General features: G+C 66.6%; 10 protein-coding genes. 5 read left to right on the forward strand and 5 right to left on the reverse strand.

From position 1 onward, the window contains the following. Positions 1 to 198: 198 nt before the first annotated feature. From IT540_RS07945 to IT540_RS07955, 3 genes are all read left to right on the forward strand, one after another. Positions 199 to 1,389, forward strand: coding sequence for an efflux RND transporter periplasmic adaptor subunit (locus tag IT540_RS07945; protein ID WP_291175456.1), 1,191 nt, complete (start codon positions 199 to 201; stop codon positions 1,387 to 1,389). A gap of 133 nt (positions 1,390 to 1,522) precedes the next feature. Continuing rightward, the gene (locus IT540_RS07950) at positions 1,523 to 4,696 is read left to right on the forward strand and encodes a multidrug efflux RND transporter permease subunit (RefSeq protein WP_291175458.1); all 3,174 of its coding nucleotides are present in this window, start codon (positions 1,523 to 1,525) and stop codon (positions 4,694 to 4,696) included. 405 nt (positions 4,697 to 5,101) lie between these two features. Further along, a complete protein-coding gene (locus IT540_RS07955) occupies positions 5,102 to 6,454 on the forward strand; it encodes a globin-coupled sensor protein (RefSeq protein ID WP_291175460.1) in 1,353 nt (450 codons plus the stop codon). A 7-nt stretch (positions 6,455 to 6,461) separates the two neighbouring features. Here IT540_RS07955 and IT540_RS07960 read toward each other — a convergent pair whose 3' ends face one another. The 3 genes from IT540_RS07960 to IT540_RS07970 form a co-directional block, all read right to left on the reverse strand. After that, a complete protein-coding gene (locus IT540_RS07960; RefSeq protein WP_291175462.1) occupies positions 6,462 to 8,036 on the reverse strand; it encodes a bifunctional aminoglycoside phosphotransferase/ATP-binding protein in 1,575 nt (524 codons plus the stop codon). Between the two features lie 101 nt (positions 8,037 to 8,137). After that, positions 8,138 to 9,622, reverse strand: coding sequence for an aldehyde dehydrogenase family protein (locus tag IT540_RS07965; protein WP_291175464.1), 1,485 nt, complete (start codon positions 9,620 to 9,622; stop codon positions 8,138 to 8,140). Positions 9,623 to 9,642: 20 nt separating this feature from the next. Then, positions 9,643 to 10,983, reverse strand: a complete 1,341-nt coding sequence (locus tag IT540_RS07970; protein WP_291175466.1) for an aminotransferase class III-fold pyridoxal phosphate-dependent enzyme — start codon at positions 10,981 to 10,983, stop codon at positions 9,643 to 9,645. Positions 10,984 to 11,158: 175 nt separating this feature from the next. On the opposite strand from IT540_RS07970, the gene fabG reads away from it, so the two are divergent. After that, positions 11,159 to 11,932, forward strand: coding sequence for a 3-oxoacyl-ACP reductase FabG (gene fabG, locus IT540_RS07975; RefSeq protein ID WP_291175468.1), 774 nt, complete (start codon positions 11,159 to 11,161; stop codon positions 11,930 to 11,932). On the opposite strand, the gene IT540_RS07980 is transcribed toward fabG, so the two are convergent. After that, the gene (locus IT540_RS07980) at positions 11,880 to 12,974 is read right to left on the reverse strand and encodes a phosphotransferase (protein WP_291175471.1); all 1,095 of its coding nucleotides are present in this window, start codon (positions 12,972 to 12,974) and stop codon (positions 11,880 to 11,882) included. The two genes, fabG and IT540_RS07980, sit on opposite strands and share 53 nt — an antisense overlap. 103 nt (positions 12,975 to 13,077) lie before the next feature. Here IT540_RS07980 and IT540_RS07985 point away from each other — a divergent pair, with 103 nt between their 5' ends. Next, the gene (locus IT540_RS07985; RefSeq protein ID WP_291175474.1) at positions 13,078 to 13,491 is read left to right on the forward strand and encodes a LysR family transcriptional regulator; all 414 of its coding nucleotides are present in this window, start codon (positions 13,078 to 13,080) and stop codon (positions 13,489 to 13,491) included. Between the two features lie 36 nt (positions 13,492 to 13,527). On the opposite strand, the gene IT540_RS07990 is transcribed toward IT540_RS07985, so the two are convergent. Beyond that, positions 13,528 to 13,686: a substrate-binding domain-containing protein gene (locus IT540_RS07990; protein ID WP_291175485.1), complete on the reverse strand. Its 159-nt coding sequence runs from the start codon at positions 13,684 to 13,686 to the stop codon at positions 13,528 to 13,530. Positions 13,687 to 13,689 lie beyond the last annotated feature (3 nt).

Genomic DNA, 13,689 nt, shown 5'->3' on the forward strand with positions numbered 1-13,689 from the left:
TGTTACCGCTCAGTACCAAAACGGGTGTTACCGGTCAGTAACTCCCCCTAATTTAGGGCAACTTGGCCGTCGGATCAATGTCATCGCAAGGCTCGTAATCTCAATCCCGGATTTTCGAGGCTTGCGCAATCCTTTTCGCCGGGCACTGATCTCGAACAAGCTCGAGACGCGGCATCAAGTTCTTGTGCTGGAGGGCCAATGCAACCTCGCTTCCGTTCTGCTCTTACGGCCGCTCTGCTCCTGTCCCTGCCGCTCGCGGCTTGTGGGGAAGCCCCCAACGCCAGCTCGGGCGCGGCCGCTCCGCCGGCGCCGAAGGTTTCAGTTGCCAAGCCGGTCCAGAAGCTTGTTTCCGACTATGACGAATATGTCGGTCGGTTCGTGGCTTTCGATTTCGTCGAGGTGCGCTCGCGCGTCTCGGGATATCTCGACAAGATCCACTTCACCGACGGCCAGCTCGTGAAGCAAGGGGACGACCTCTTCACCATCGACCGGCGGCCGTTCATGGCCTCGCTCGACCAGACCAAGGCGGCGCTTGAGCAGGCGAAGGCCAACCTGGCGTTTGCCGAGGCCGACTTGAAGCGCGGCTCGCATCTCGTGCCCGGCACCTCGATCACGCAGCAGACCCTGGACCAGCGGACGCAGGCCAAGCGCGTGGCGGAAGCTTCCGTCATGGCACAGGAAGCCGCCGTGACGCAGGCCGATCTCGATCTGCAGTTCACCGAGCTCAAGGCACCCATCTCGGGGCGCATCGGCGATAGGCGCGTGTCGATCGGCAACCTCGTCACGGGAGGGACGGCCGGGAGCACGACCCTGCTCGCCACCGTGGCCTCGGTCGATCCGATCCGCTTCGAGTTCACCATGGATGAAGCGTCGTACCTCCGCTATCTCAAGGTGGCGACGGCGCAGGCCTCGAGCAGCGCCAACCGCGGCATGTCGATTCCGGTGCGGCTGAAACTGATCGACGAGGACACCTTTAAGCACGAAGGCAAGATCGACTTCGTCGACAATGTGATCGACCGCTCGTCCGGCACCATTCGTGCGCGCGCTGAGTTCAAGAACCCGGACGGGAAGCTGACACCCGGCATGTTCGGCCGCATCCAGATCACCACGTCGCCGCCGGCGACGGCGTTGCTCGTTCCCGACAGCGCGATCGCGACGGAGCAGGTGCGCAAGTTTGTCTACGCGCTCTCGCCCGACGACGTCGCCAACCCGAAGTACGTGACGCTCGGACCCATAGTGGACGGGCTGCGCGTGATCACGGCGGGGCTCGATGCCAACGATACGGTCGTCGTCAACGGCCTGATGCGGGTGCGGCCCGGCGTCAAGGTGGCGCCCGAGCAAGCGACGGCCACGAGCGAATCCAAAGAGACGGTCGTGGGCACGAACTGATCGTGCTTCCGCATCGCGTCCGGCGAGCCCGATCTGGGCTCGCCTTCGAAGGACGTTATTGGTGAGACCGACGATTTCCGCTTCGCGCCGTCACAGGCTCGAGCGGTCCGGGTCCAGGCGACAGGGCTGAGCCATGCGCATCTCGCACTTCTTCATCGACCGGCCGATCTTCGCCGCCGTCATCTCGATTGTGTTCCTGATCGTCGGCGGCGTGTCGCTGGGCCGGCTGCCTATCGCTCAGTATCCCGAGATCGCGCCGCCGGTCGTCAACGTCACCGGACAGTATCCCGGCGCCAGCGCCGAGGTGGTGGCGTCCACGGTCGTTGCTCCGCTCGAGCAGCAGATCAACGGCGTCGAGCGCATGCTGTACATCTCGTCGAACTCGACCGGAGACGGGCGTTTCTCCATTTCCGTGACGTTCGATCTCGGCACCGATCTCGACACGGCCCAGGTGCAGGTGCAGAACCGCGTCGCCATCGCGCAGCCGCGCCTGCCCGGCGACGTGCGCAACATCGGCGTCACGGTCGCGAAAGCCTCGCCGGACCTGATGATGGTCGTGCATCTGCTTTCGCCCGACAACTCCCGCGACACGCTGTTCATCTCCAATTATGCGAGCGTCAACGTCGTCGACGTCCTGAGCCGCATCGAGGGCATCGGCTCGATCACGGTGTTCGGCAGCCGCGACTACTCCATGCGCGTGTGGCTCGACCCGGACCGCATGCAGTCGCTGGCGCTGACCTCCAACGACGTCGTCGCGGCGCTGCAGGGACAGAACGTGCAGGTCGCGGCCGGCATCCTCAACCAGCCGCCGATCACGCAGCCCGGCGCATTCCAGATCTCCGTGCAGACGCAAGGTCGGCTTGCGGATCCGGACCAGTTCTCGCAGATCATCGTCAAGCAGTCCGGAGACGCCGTCGTCCGGCTCAAGGACGTCGCGCGCGTCGAGCTTGCCGCGCTCGACTACGGCCTCATCTCGTATCTGGACAAGAACCCGGCAGTCGCTCTCGGAGTTTTCCAGCTTCCGGGCTCGAACGCCATCGCGACGGCCGAGAAGATCAAGGCGACGATGGCCGAGCTCTCGAAGGGGTTCCCGCCCGGGATCAAGTACGACATCATCTACAACCCCACCGAGTTCATCCAGCAGTCGGTGGATGCGGTCGTGCACACGATCCTGGAAGCGGTCGTGCTCGTCGTGCTGGTGGTGGTGCTGTTCCTGCAGACGTGGCGCGCCGCCATCATTCCGATCGTGGCCATTCCAGTCTCGCTGATCGGTACGTTCTTCCTGATGTCGGCGTTCGGCTTCTCGCTCAACAACCTGTCGCTGTTCGGGCTGGTGCTCGCAATCGGCATCGTGGTCGACGACGCGATCGTCGTGGTCGAGAACGTCGAGCGCAACATCGCCAACGGCTTGAGTCCCCGCGAGGCGTCCTATCGGACGATGGAGGAGGTCGGCGCGGCGCTGGTCGCGATTGCGCTCGTGCTGTCGGCGGTGTTCGTGCCGTCCGTCTTCATCACGGGCATCTCGGGCCAGTTCTACCAGCAGTTCGCGCTCACCATCGCCGGCGCGACGGTCATCTCGCTCATCGTGTCGCTGACGCTGTCGCCGGCGCTTTGCGCTCTGCTGCTCAAGCCGCACGCCGATGGTCATAGCCGCCCGAGCCTCCTGATGTGGCCGGTGCATGCCTTCTTCCGGCTCTTCAACTGGAGCTTCGACAAGCTGTCCAGCGGATACGCCTGGCTCGTGGGGCGGATCGTGCGGCTTTCGATCCTCATGCTCGTCGCCTACGTCGGCATCATCGCCTTCGGCATGAACGAGTTCCGCAAGACGCCGGTCGGCTTCATCCCGGCGCTCGATGGCGGCTATCTCATCACCATCACGCAGCTTCCCCCGGCGGCTTCGCTCGCGCGCACGGACGAGGTCAACCGCCGGGCCGTGGAGCTGGCGCTCGAGGTTCCGGGCGTGGCGCATGCCGTCAACTTCGTCGGCTTCTCCGGCGCGACGCGCACCAATGCGCCCAATGCGGGCGCCGTGTTCGTCGTGCTGAAGCCGTTCGACGAGCGCGCGCGCGACCCGAACCAGTCGGCGCGGGCCATCCAGCAGGCGCTGCTCGCCAAGTTCTCGACCATCCAGGACGCGCTGGTGCTCGTCGTGGCGCCGCCGCCGGTGCGCGGCATCGGCAGCGCGGGCGGTTTCCGCATGATGGTCCAGGATCGCAACGGTGCCGGGCCGGCAGCGCTGCAGCAGGTCGTCGGCGCGATGATGGAGAGAGCGAACCAGACGCCCGGTCTGATGCAGGTTTTCTCGATGTTCGAGAACGCGACGCCGCAGCTCTACCTCGACATCGACCGCGTCAAGGCGCAGATGCTCGGCATCAACGTCACGGACGTATTCACCACGCTGCAGACCTATCTCGGCTCGGCCTATGTGAACGACTTCAACCTGCTCGGGCGGACGTTCCGCGTGACGGCGCAGGCGGACAGTGCCTTCCGGGTGAACACAAAGGACGTGCTCAAGCTTCGCGTGCGCAATTCTGCAGGCGATACAGTGCCGCTCGGGACCTTCACGACGGTGCACGACATCTCGGGGCCGTCTCGCGTGCCGCGCTACAACCTTTACCCCGCGGCCGAGCTCGACGGTGCCGCGGCGCCCGGCTACTCGCAGGGGCAGGCGATCGAGCTCATGGAGAAGATCTCGGCCGAAACGCTGCCGCAGGGGTTCAGCTACGAGTGGACCGAGCTCGCCTTCCAGCAGATCCGGGCAGGAAACACGGCGGCGTTTGCGTTCGCGCTCGGCGTCGTGTTCGTGTTCCTGGTGCTGGCGGCGCAGTTCGAGAGCCTGACCTTGCCGCTGGCGGTGATCCTGATCGTGCCCATGAGCCTCGTGGCGTCGATCTCCGGCGTCATCCTGCGCGGCATGGACAACAACATCCTGACGCAGGTCGGCTTCGTCGTGCTGATCGGACTGGCGGCGAAGAACGCTATCCTGATCGTCGAGTTCGCCTCGCAGCTCGAGGAGCAGGGAAAGAACAGGTTCGAGGCCGCCAAGGAGGCGGCGCGCCTCAGGATGCGGCCCATCATCATGACGTCGCTCGCCTTCATTCTCGGCGTCGTGCCTTTGGTTTGGGCCGTGGGTGCCGGCGCGGAGCTGCGCCAGGCGCTCGGCACCGCGGTGTTCGCGGGCATGATCGGCGTCACGGTGTTCGGCCTCATTTTCACGCCGGTGTTCTATGTGATCTGCCGGTGGCTGGGTCAGCTCTTCGCGCGCCGGCGCCCCGCGCGCGAAGGTGCGCACGCGCCTGCGGAGTGAGCTTGGGCCGGAAAGCCACTTGCTGACGGTGCGGAGATGCGATGTGTCTCCGCCCGCCTCGTTTCGAGCAGAGCCCGTCCAGGCGTTTTCGGCGCGGCTTCGGCCACCGAAATTATCCGCCGACGTGCGCATTGATTTTCGATCGTCGTGTCGTTGCGCGAGATCAAAGCCCCGCTTCACAAGCCGCGTGATTTAATGTCGCGCTTGTTTTTTGTCGCGACTCATCGCTTTCTCATCGAAAATAATTCCGCATACGGTTAGATCCTATATTTTACAGTTATCTATACGATGTTTTGTTGTGTCGATCGCAGCGTAGCGTTGCGTTCCATTTCTCGCGCGAACACTAATCGGGGCTGTATCCAGTTTGCGTCCGTCTGGGGCATTCTTCGGGAAAAGAGCACGGCAATGAGCGCGAATTCGCTGATGTCCGCACGCCTGTCGTTCAACCAGATCGACGAGGAAACGCGGCGGCTGCTCCGCGAGTACAAGGATTTCCTTCTTGGCGAGCTGCCGGGCATTCTCGACGGCTTCTATGAGCACGTCGTCAAGTATCCCGAGACGGCAGCATTCTTCAAATCGCGCGACATGATGGCGGGTGCCAGGAGCGCGCAGATCCGGCACTGGCAGACCATTCTCGAGGGAAATTTCGACGAGGTCTACGAGGCCTCGATCAAGCGGATCGGCGAGACGCACCATCGCATCGGCCTCGATCCGCGCTGGTACATCGGCGGCTACAACTCCCTGCTCAACGGTCTCCTGCAGGCGATCGCGCTCCGGATGCCGGGTGCACGGCCGGGGCAGGAGGCTGCGGGATGGAAGGGCAAGGGGGCGTCTGCACCCGATCGCAAGACGGCGCTGCAGAACGCCGTCATCAAGGTGGCCATGCTCGACATGGATCTCGCCATCTCGGTCTATCTCGACGCGGGGCGACGTGAGCTCAACAAGCTTGCGGGGACCGTGGTGTCGATGGCGGGCTCCGTCGCGCATACGGCGGTCGAGCTCGAGCGTGCCGCCGATTCCGTCGCCGGGTCTGCGCGGTCGGCCACCGACCAGCCGGCTGCGGTGGCGGCCGCGGCGGAAGAGGCTTCGGCCAACGTGCGCACGGTCGCCTCGGCGGCGGACGAGCTTTCGGCATCGGTGAAGGAAATCTCGCGTCAGGTGGCGGGCTCGACGGAGATCGCCGGACGAGCGGTCGCGACGGCCGACCAGGCGTCCGACAAGGTCCGCAACCTTTCGCAGGCCTCCCAGCGGATCGGCGACGTCGTGGAACTGATCAGCAACATCGCGCGGCAGACGAACCTGCTGGCGCTCAACGCGACCATCGAAGCCGCGCGCGCGGGCGAGGCCGGAAAGGGGTTCGCCGTGGTGGCGCAGGAGGTGAAGTCGCTCGCCAATCAAACGGCGAAGGCAACGGCCGAGATAGGGGCGCAGATCACGGCCATCCAGGGCTCGACCGCGGACGCCGTGGGCTCGATCGGCAATATCGGCGGCATCATCAACTCGATCGATCAGATCGCAAATACCATCGCCGCCGCCGTCGAGGAGCAGGGCGCGGCGACGGTGGAGATCGCACGCAACGTGCAGGAAGCCGCGCGCGGCACCGCCGACGTGGCGTCCAACGCGGTGGGGCTCTCCAACTCGGCGGTCTCGACCGGGTCGGCGGCGGCGCAGATGCTCGCGGCGGCCAAGAAGCTCGGCGCGCAGGCCGAGGAGCTCAGGAAGACCGCGCAAGGCGTGATGTCCACCAAGGCCGCGTGAGGGGGCGTCATAGTGCGGCGAGGGCGCGTCGGGCCTGATCGAGCGTGTGTTCGGGGGTGCGGCCGGCGTCGATGCGTGTCCATGACAGCGGACCGATGTTGCGCTCGGCCTGAGCGCAGACCACGGCGGCATCGGAATCCGAGGCATCGCCGCGGCGGGCCTCGACGCGCGCGATTTGCGTTGCGAGCGGCGCCTCGAGCCACAGGCCCGCGAAGCGTGCCCCGGTCCTTTTCGCTATGGCCGCGATGCTCTCCCGCTCCTCCGGCTTGGCGGACACGCCGTCGAAGATGACGCTGTGCCCGGCGGCAAGGGCGTGCTCGGCCTTCGCGTAGAGTGCGGCATAGACCCTGTCCGATACCTGCTCGGAGTAGTGCTCGGGTGACAGGCGCTCGGTCTCCGGCGTGGCGAACATGTGCTTGCGCTCGACGTCGGTGCGCAGGATGAGCGCGCCCGGCGACGGATCGATGATCGGCGCGAGGTGCGCGGCGAGCGTCGACTTTCCGGTTCCGGAAAGACCGCCGACGGCAATCAGCGTGGGCTGCACGGGCGTCAGGTAACGATTGGCGGCCGTTATGTAGGCGGTGGCGCGGGCGATGTGCTGGGTATCATCGCCTTGCGGATTCTGGAGCGCGCTTTCGAGGGCGACGAGCCCGCGCACGGCCGCGCGGGTGGCGAGGAAAAGCGGAAGCGCGGCCAAGCCCTCGATTTCGTGGCCGGTGGGCGCGGCGCCGACATAGGCGTTGAGCACGACGTTGGCGGCGTTGCGGTAGCCGCGTACGTCGAGGTCCATCAGCAGGAAGGCCAGGTCGTAGAGCACGTCGATGGTGGCCAGGCGCTCGTCGAACTCGAGCGCATCGAAGGGGACGACGCGTCCGTCGAGCATGACAATGTTGCCGAGATGCAGGTCGCCATGGCAGCGGCGCACGTGTCCGGCCTGTCCTCGCGCATCGAGCAGGGGAGCGAGCCGCTCGACCTCGGCGAGGCTGCGTCGGTGAAATTCATCGGCCCGAGGCTGCACGGCCGGGGGAGCGGCGTCCACGAGCGAGGCGGCCAGGTTCGCCACCGTGTCATGCATGATCGCCGCGCCGGAGAGACCCAAGACGAGCGGCGCCGCGCGGTGATAGCGCACGGCCATGTCGGCAAGCGCTTTGCCGATCTCGCGCGGGAGCGGACCCTGCTCGGCAACGTGGGCGAGCAGTTGCTCCTGGTCGAAGCGATGCATGGCGAGCGCGGCCTCGACCGGATCGCCCGTGCCGAAGGCGAGCGTACCGTCAGGCTGGCGGCCGATGTCCACCAACCCAATGTAGATCTCGGGGGCCTGGTCGCGGTTGAGCTCCAGCTCGCGTGCGAGGGCCCTTTGCCGCTCGGCGAGAGTCGTGAAGTTGAGGAACGGCAGCTTGACGCGCTTCTTGATCTTGAAGGCCTTGTCTCCGGCCAGGATGACGCGCGCGGCATGCGTCTCGATAGTCTCGATGCGGTCGGGACGATCGGCGTAGGACGCCGGATCGGTCAGGAACGCCATCAGCTCCGCCGCTTCGCGGTCCGGCTCGGCAAGATCGTGAGGGTGGCGATCTCTCGGCATCGCGACATTCCAGCTCGGGCGGTCAGGTGCTCAGCGTGTCGGTTCCAAGAGGTTCCCGCCGCGGTCGCGCGGCGGGTCTGGAATCGTTCTCGACGCTTACACTAGCCCGTCTTCGTGTCCTTCAAATACCAGCCCCACGGGTCCGTGCTGCGGTAAGCCGTGATCTGCTTTGGCTCGAGGAAGTTCATGAGGCCCCAGGTGCCCAGCTCGCGGCCGACACCGCTTTTCTTCATGCCGCCCCAGGGCGGCTCCAGGAAGTTGGGCTGCGAGCAGTTGATCCACACGACGCCGGCCTCGAGGCGGTCGGCGACGCGCTCGGCGCGCTCCAGGTCCTTGGTCATGACGGCAGCGGCAAGGCCGAACTCGGTGGTGTTGGCAAGGGTCAGCGCCTCGTCCTCGGTCTTGAAGTCGGCAACGGAGAGGACGGGGCCGAAGATCTCCTCGTTCCAGATGCGCGCGCTCGGCGGTACGTTCGTGAAGATGGTCGGCTCGACGAAGTAGCCGGCGTTGAAACCGGCCGGGCGACCGCCGCCGCAGACGAGCGTGGCCTCGCGCTTGCCGGTCTCCATGTAGCCCAGCACCTTGTCGTACTGCTGGTGGCTGACGAGGGGGCCGAGCTGCACGCCCTCGCCCATGCCGTCGCCGATCTTGATCCTCTGCGCTTCCGCCGCCAAGCGCTCGACGAGCGGTCCGGCGATGCCCTGCTGGGCAATGAGGCGCGAGGTGGCGCTGCAGACCTGGCCCTGGTTCCAGAAGATGCCGAACATCACCCATTCGACCACCTGCTCCAGGTCGGCGTCGTCGAAGACGACGATGGGGGATTTGCCGCCGAGCTCCAGGCTCAGGCTCTTGACGTCCTTCGCCGCGGCGGTGGCGACGGCGATGCCGGTCGGCACGGAGCCCGTGAAGGCGAGCTTGCTCACGTCGGGATGCGCTGCGAGCGGCGCGCCGGCGTCGCGGCCGAGGCCGGTGACGACGTTGACCACGCCGGGCGGCACGCCCGCGTCGTGACAGATGCGTGCCAGCGCGAGCGCGGTGATGGGCGTGTACTCGGACGGCTTCAGCACCAGCGTGCAGCCCGCGGCGAGCGCGGGGGCAACTATCCAGGCGGCCATCAGCAGCGGATAGTTCCAGGGCACGATGAGGCCGGCGACGCCAACCGGCACGTATTTTATCGTGGTCCTGAAACGATCGTCGGGGACGGCGATTTGTTCGCCTTGCTTCGCCTCCAGCTCCTCGGCGTAGGTGGCGTAGAGATTGAAGCAGTAGATGGTGTCGGCGATATCGCCCTCGGCCTCGGCGAGCGGCTTGCCGTTGTCCTCGACCTCGAGGCGGGCGAGGCGGTCCTTCTCAGCCTCGATGCCGGCGGCGATGGCGCGCAGGATCGCGGCGCGCTCGCGGCCGGTCGTCCGCGCCCATGGGCCCTGTCCGGCGCGCTTGGCGGCGGCCACGGCGCGGTCGATGTCGGCGGCCGTGCCTGCGGCGATGCTGGCGAAGACGCGCTCGGTCGCTGGGTTGATGACGTCGATGGTGCCGCGCTCGGCGGCATCGTGCCACGCGCCATCGATGAACAGCTTCGGCTGCATGCGGGTCCTCTCGTGATTGGTCAGAGCGCTTCGCTCAGCGAGGTGGCGAAGGCTTCGAGGAAGATGTCGGCGTGCTCGCGGCGGAAGGCGAGCGGCGGGCGGATCTTGAGGATGTTGCCGTACTTGCCGGCGGTGCCGATCAACACGTTGCGCTCGCGCATGGCATTGACGAGGCGTTCGGCTGCGGCGCGGTCCGGGCCGCGGCTTTCCGGATCGCGGACCAGCTCGACGCCGATGTAGAGACCGGCGCCGCGCACGTCGCCGACTTGCGGCGCATCCTTGGCGAGCGCAGAAAGACCGTCGCGCAGGTAGGTGCCCGTGTCTTGCGCGTTCTCTTGCAAGCCTTCGTCGGCGATGGTGTCGAGCACGGCGAGGCCGGCCGCGGCCGCGACCGGGTTGCCGCCGAAGGTGTTGAAGTAGCCGTTGCGTGTGCCGAAGTCCGCCAGCAGATCCGGCCTGGTGGCGACGCCGCCCATGGGAAAGCCGTTGCCCATGGGCTTGCCCATGACGACGAGGTCGGGGACGACGCCATGGCGCGTGAAGCCCCACATGGCCTCGCCCGTGCGCGCGAAGCCCGGTTGCACCTCGTCGGCGACGAACAGGCCGCCCGCGTCGCGGATGGCGGCGACGGCCTCGGCGAGGAAGCCCGGATCTCCGGGAAATATGCCGTCGCTCGAGAAGATCGTGTCGGCGATCAGGGCCGCGGGGGCGAGACCGCGTTCCTTCAACGTCTCGATCGCCTCGCGAACGTGGGTGGCGAAGCGGGGGCCGAGGCCGCCCGCTCCGCCGCGGTAGGTGTCAGGAGCCGGCACCAGCACGACATGGGGCGCGGGCGTCTCCGTGCTGGCGGACGAGGGCGAGATCTCGGTCACAGCCAGCGTGTTGCCGTGATAGGCATTTTCGGTCGCGATCAGGCCGGTACGGCCGGTGACGCTGCGGGCGATGCGCAGCGCGAGGTCGGCGCTCTCGCTGCCGGTGCAGGTGAAGACGACGTTCGCGATCGGATCCGGCATTGTGGCCAGCAGCCGCTCGGCGTAAGCGTAGACGCCGTCGTGAAGGTACCGCGTGTGGGTGTTCAGCACGGCGATCTGTCCGGCAACGGCCGCTGTCACGGCCGGGTGGCAATGGCCGATGGAGGGGACGTTGTTGTAGGCGTCGAGGCAGCGTGTGCCGTCGGCTTCGATCAACCAGACGCCCTCGGCGCGCACGACGTGCAGCGGGCGCTTGTAGAACAGCATTGAGGTGGGGCCGAAGGCGGCGCGACGACGGCGGATCAGCGCCTCGGTCGCGGGTGCGAGGCCGCTCGCGCCAGCCGTCATGTCGAAGGCGTTCAGCTCAAGGATCTTCTGGGTCTCGCTCACGGCGGCTCCGTGGGACACGATGCTCAAGTCTTGGGCGCGGCCTGCATCACACGCGCACAAAGATTGGCGCACGAGGGCGTTGCGTCGATCCTACATCATCATCAAAATCGTTTCTCGCGAATAAACGCAGGGCGGCGTGCGTCCGCACGCCCGCCCGCTCACGGAGGGAGGATGCATGCTGAGTTCAATTGCAGGGCGGTCGGTCATCGTCACGGGCGGAAGCAAGGGCATCGGCAAGGGCATCGCAAAGGTGTTCGCGCGCAACGGGGCAAAGGTGCTGGTCGTTTCGCGCAACCTTTCGGAGGCCGAGGCCACGGCTGAGGAGCTGAAGCGGGATGGCGGCACCGCATCGGGCATCGCGGCCGACGTCACGCAGATGGGCGATCTGCAGGTGATGGCCGAGGCGGCGCATTCGCGTCACGGCGGGATCGACATTCTCTGCGCCAACGCCGGCATCTTCCCGCAGGGGACGATCGAGGAGCTGTCGCCGGAGGATTGGGACCACGTGCTCGGCACCAACCTCAAGGGCACTTTTCTGTCGCTCAAGGCGTGCCTGCCGTACCTCAAGGCGTCGGACCAGGGGCGCGTTGTCGTCACGTCGTCGATCACGGGGCCGGTGACCGGATTTCCCGGCTGGACGCACTACGGGGCAAGCAAAGCGGGCCAGCTCGGCTTCCTTCGGACCGCTTGCCTCGAGCTTGCGAAGCACAAGATCACGGTCAACGCCGTGCTGCCCGGTAACATCCTCACCGAAGGCCTCATCGCCATGGGCGACGAGTATCTGCAGTCGATGGCGGCATCGATCCCACTCAAGAAGCTCGGCACGGTGGAGGACATCGGCTATGCCGCGCTGTTCCTCGCCTCAAAGGAGGCGGCCTACATCACCGGCCAGACGATCATTGTCGATGGCGGGCAGATTCTGCCGGAGAGCCTTGACGCGCTGAAGTGAGCTTGCCGAGGAGGCGGCCGGCCCAGGACTTGGCCGGTGCCGGCCGGGTCGCCTCGCCGAAGCGGACGAGATAGCGCTCGCAGAGCGGCACCGTGCCCTCGGTGTAGGCAACGCCCATGGAGCGGGCGAGGTCGGTGTCGGAATGGGAGCCGATCCACGCCACCAGTAGGATACGCCGCAGCATGACGAAGGTGGCGATCTCGGTCTCCTCCTCCGGAGAGAGGTTGCCGAAGCGCCGGTAGCCGCGCACCCAGGCGGCGATCAGCTCGGGCACCTCCGGGGCGTCCTCGAAAAATGAGACGGTGGTGGCGCAGTCGTAAAGGAACCAGGAGAAGCCGCAGTCGTCGAAATCGATGACCTTCACGGTGCCGCCGTCCATCAGGAGATTGGCGAGGCGCATGTCACCGTGGACAAGGCCGAACACGTCCGGCCCGGTGCCGAAGCGGGTGAGGCGGCGCTCGATGGTTGCGACCGTCTCGGCCAGCACTGTTCCGATTTCGGGTGTGAGCCCCATGCCGTCGCGCCAACGGCCCCAGTGCGGCGTGGCGCCAAGGCTGGTGTCGAAGTTCCACGTGTGGCGCTCGAACCAGGGCGGGCGCTTCCACGAGCGGACATGGGCGTGCATCTTGGCGGTGGTCTCGCCGAGCTGCTCGAATCCTGCCGCGTCGTTGGCGGCGGGCTCCGCGCCCGCCTCCCAGGCGAAGAGCACCGTGTTGCGCGGCTGTGCGAGGCCGTCCGCCGCAACTGTTTGAATGAACTCGCCATCGCGTCCGCGAATGGGGGACGGGACGTTGGCGGCCGCGGATTCCCTCAGGGCGGCGAGCCAGGCCAGCTCCGAGGCGATGGCGGTGCGGGAGTGGTAGCCCTCGCGATGGATGCGCAGCGCCCAGCGGCCGCCCGTTGCCGGATCGTCGAGGCGGTAGGTGGCGTTCTCCGAAACGTTAATGAGCGTCGGTGCCACGCCGTCGGGCAGGGGAAAGCGGCGCACGGCGCGTGCCGCCAAATGATCCAGTACCTTCGTTCCGGTCGATGCCTCCACCACCCCCTGCCCTCCTTCGCGCCGGCTCTCGCTTCCATCCGCGGCACACTGTAGAACCTACTACGGAAACGGGCAGAGGGCATTCCGTCACGATGGCGATGGCGCGATGAAAGCAAAACGAAAACCTGATGCGTCCGGGGCGCGGCGCAAGGCGCTCGCGGAGCAGGGGCCGCTGTCGCGCGCGTCGCTGCGGCTCAGGATCGTGTTTCCCGCGGAGCGCCAGATCGGCCCTGGTAAGGCGGATCTTCTCGAGGCGATCGGGCGAACGGGGTCGATCTCGTCGGCGGCGCGTGACCTCGGCATGTCCTACCGGCGCGCGTGGCTTCTGGTCGACGAGATGGGCAAGCTGTTCAAGCGGCCGCTGGTGACGACGGCGGCGGGCGGTGCGCACGGCGGCGGCGCGGCGCTCACGGATTTCGGCCGCGCGCTGGTCGCGGCCTACCGGCGCATCGAGGACCGCGCTGCGGAGGCCGCCCGCGCCGAGCTGATCGCTTTCGAGTCGGATCTGGACGACGTATAGGCGGCTGCCGAATCCAAGACGGGGGATGCGAACTGGCTACTTCAGCACCGTGAAGCCTTCGTCCTCGAACACCTTGGCGGCGTCGGCCGTCGAGAGGAAATCGAGGAACGCCTTCGCCTCCGTGTTGGTCGAGGAGGCGGTCAGCGCGACTGGATAAACGATCGGCGGATGGCTGTCCTGGGGGAAGGTGTCCACGAC

It is taken from the genome of Hyphomicrobium sp. (genome assembly GCF_020852195.1).
In the GTDB taxonomy this organism is placed as follows: domain Bacteria; phylum Pseudomonadota; class Alphaproteobacteria; order Rhizobiales; family Hyphomicrobiaceae; genus Hyphomicrobium_C.

Excerpts from the sequence above, each read along its gene's own strand:
- IT540_RS07945 (WP_291175456.1), top strand. The coding sequence starts at position 199 with ATGCAACCTCGCTTCCGTTCTGCTCTTACGGCCGCTCTGCTCCTGTCC.
- IT540_RS07950 (WP_291175458.1), top strand. The coding sequence starts at position 1,523 with ATGCGCATCTCGCACTTCTTCATCGACCGGCCGATCTTCGCCGCCGTC.
- IT540_RS07955 (WP_291175460.1), top strand. The coding sequence starts at position 5,102 with ATGAGCGCGAATTCGCTGATGTCCGCACGCCTGTCGTTCAACCAGATC.
- IT540_RS07960 (WP_291175462.1), bottom strand. The coding sequence starts at position 8,036 with ATGCCGAGAGATCGCCACCCTCACGATCTTGCCGAGCCGGACCGCGAA.
- IT540_RS07965 (WP_291175464.1), bottom strand. The coding sequence starts at position 9,622 with ATGCAGCCGAAGCTGTTCATCGATGGCGCGTGGCACGATGCCGCCGAG.
- fabG (WP_291175468.1), top strand. The coding sequence starts at position 11,159 with ATGCTGAGTTCAATTGCAGGGCGGTCGGTCATCGTCACGGGCGGAAGC.
- IT540_RS07985 (WP_291175474.1), top strand. The coding sequence starts at position 13,078 with ATGAAAGCAAAACGAAAACCTGATGCGTCCGGGGCGCGGCGCAAGGCG.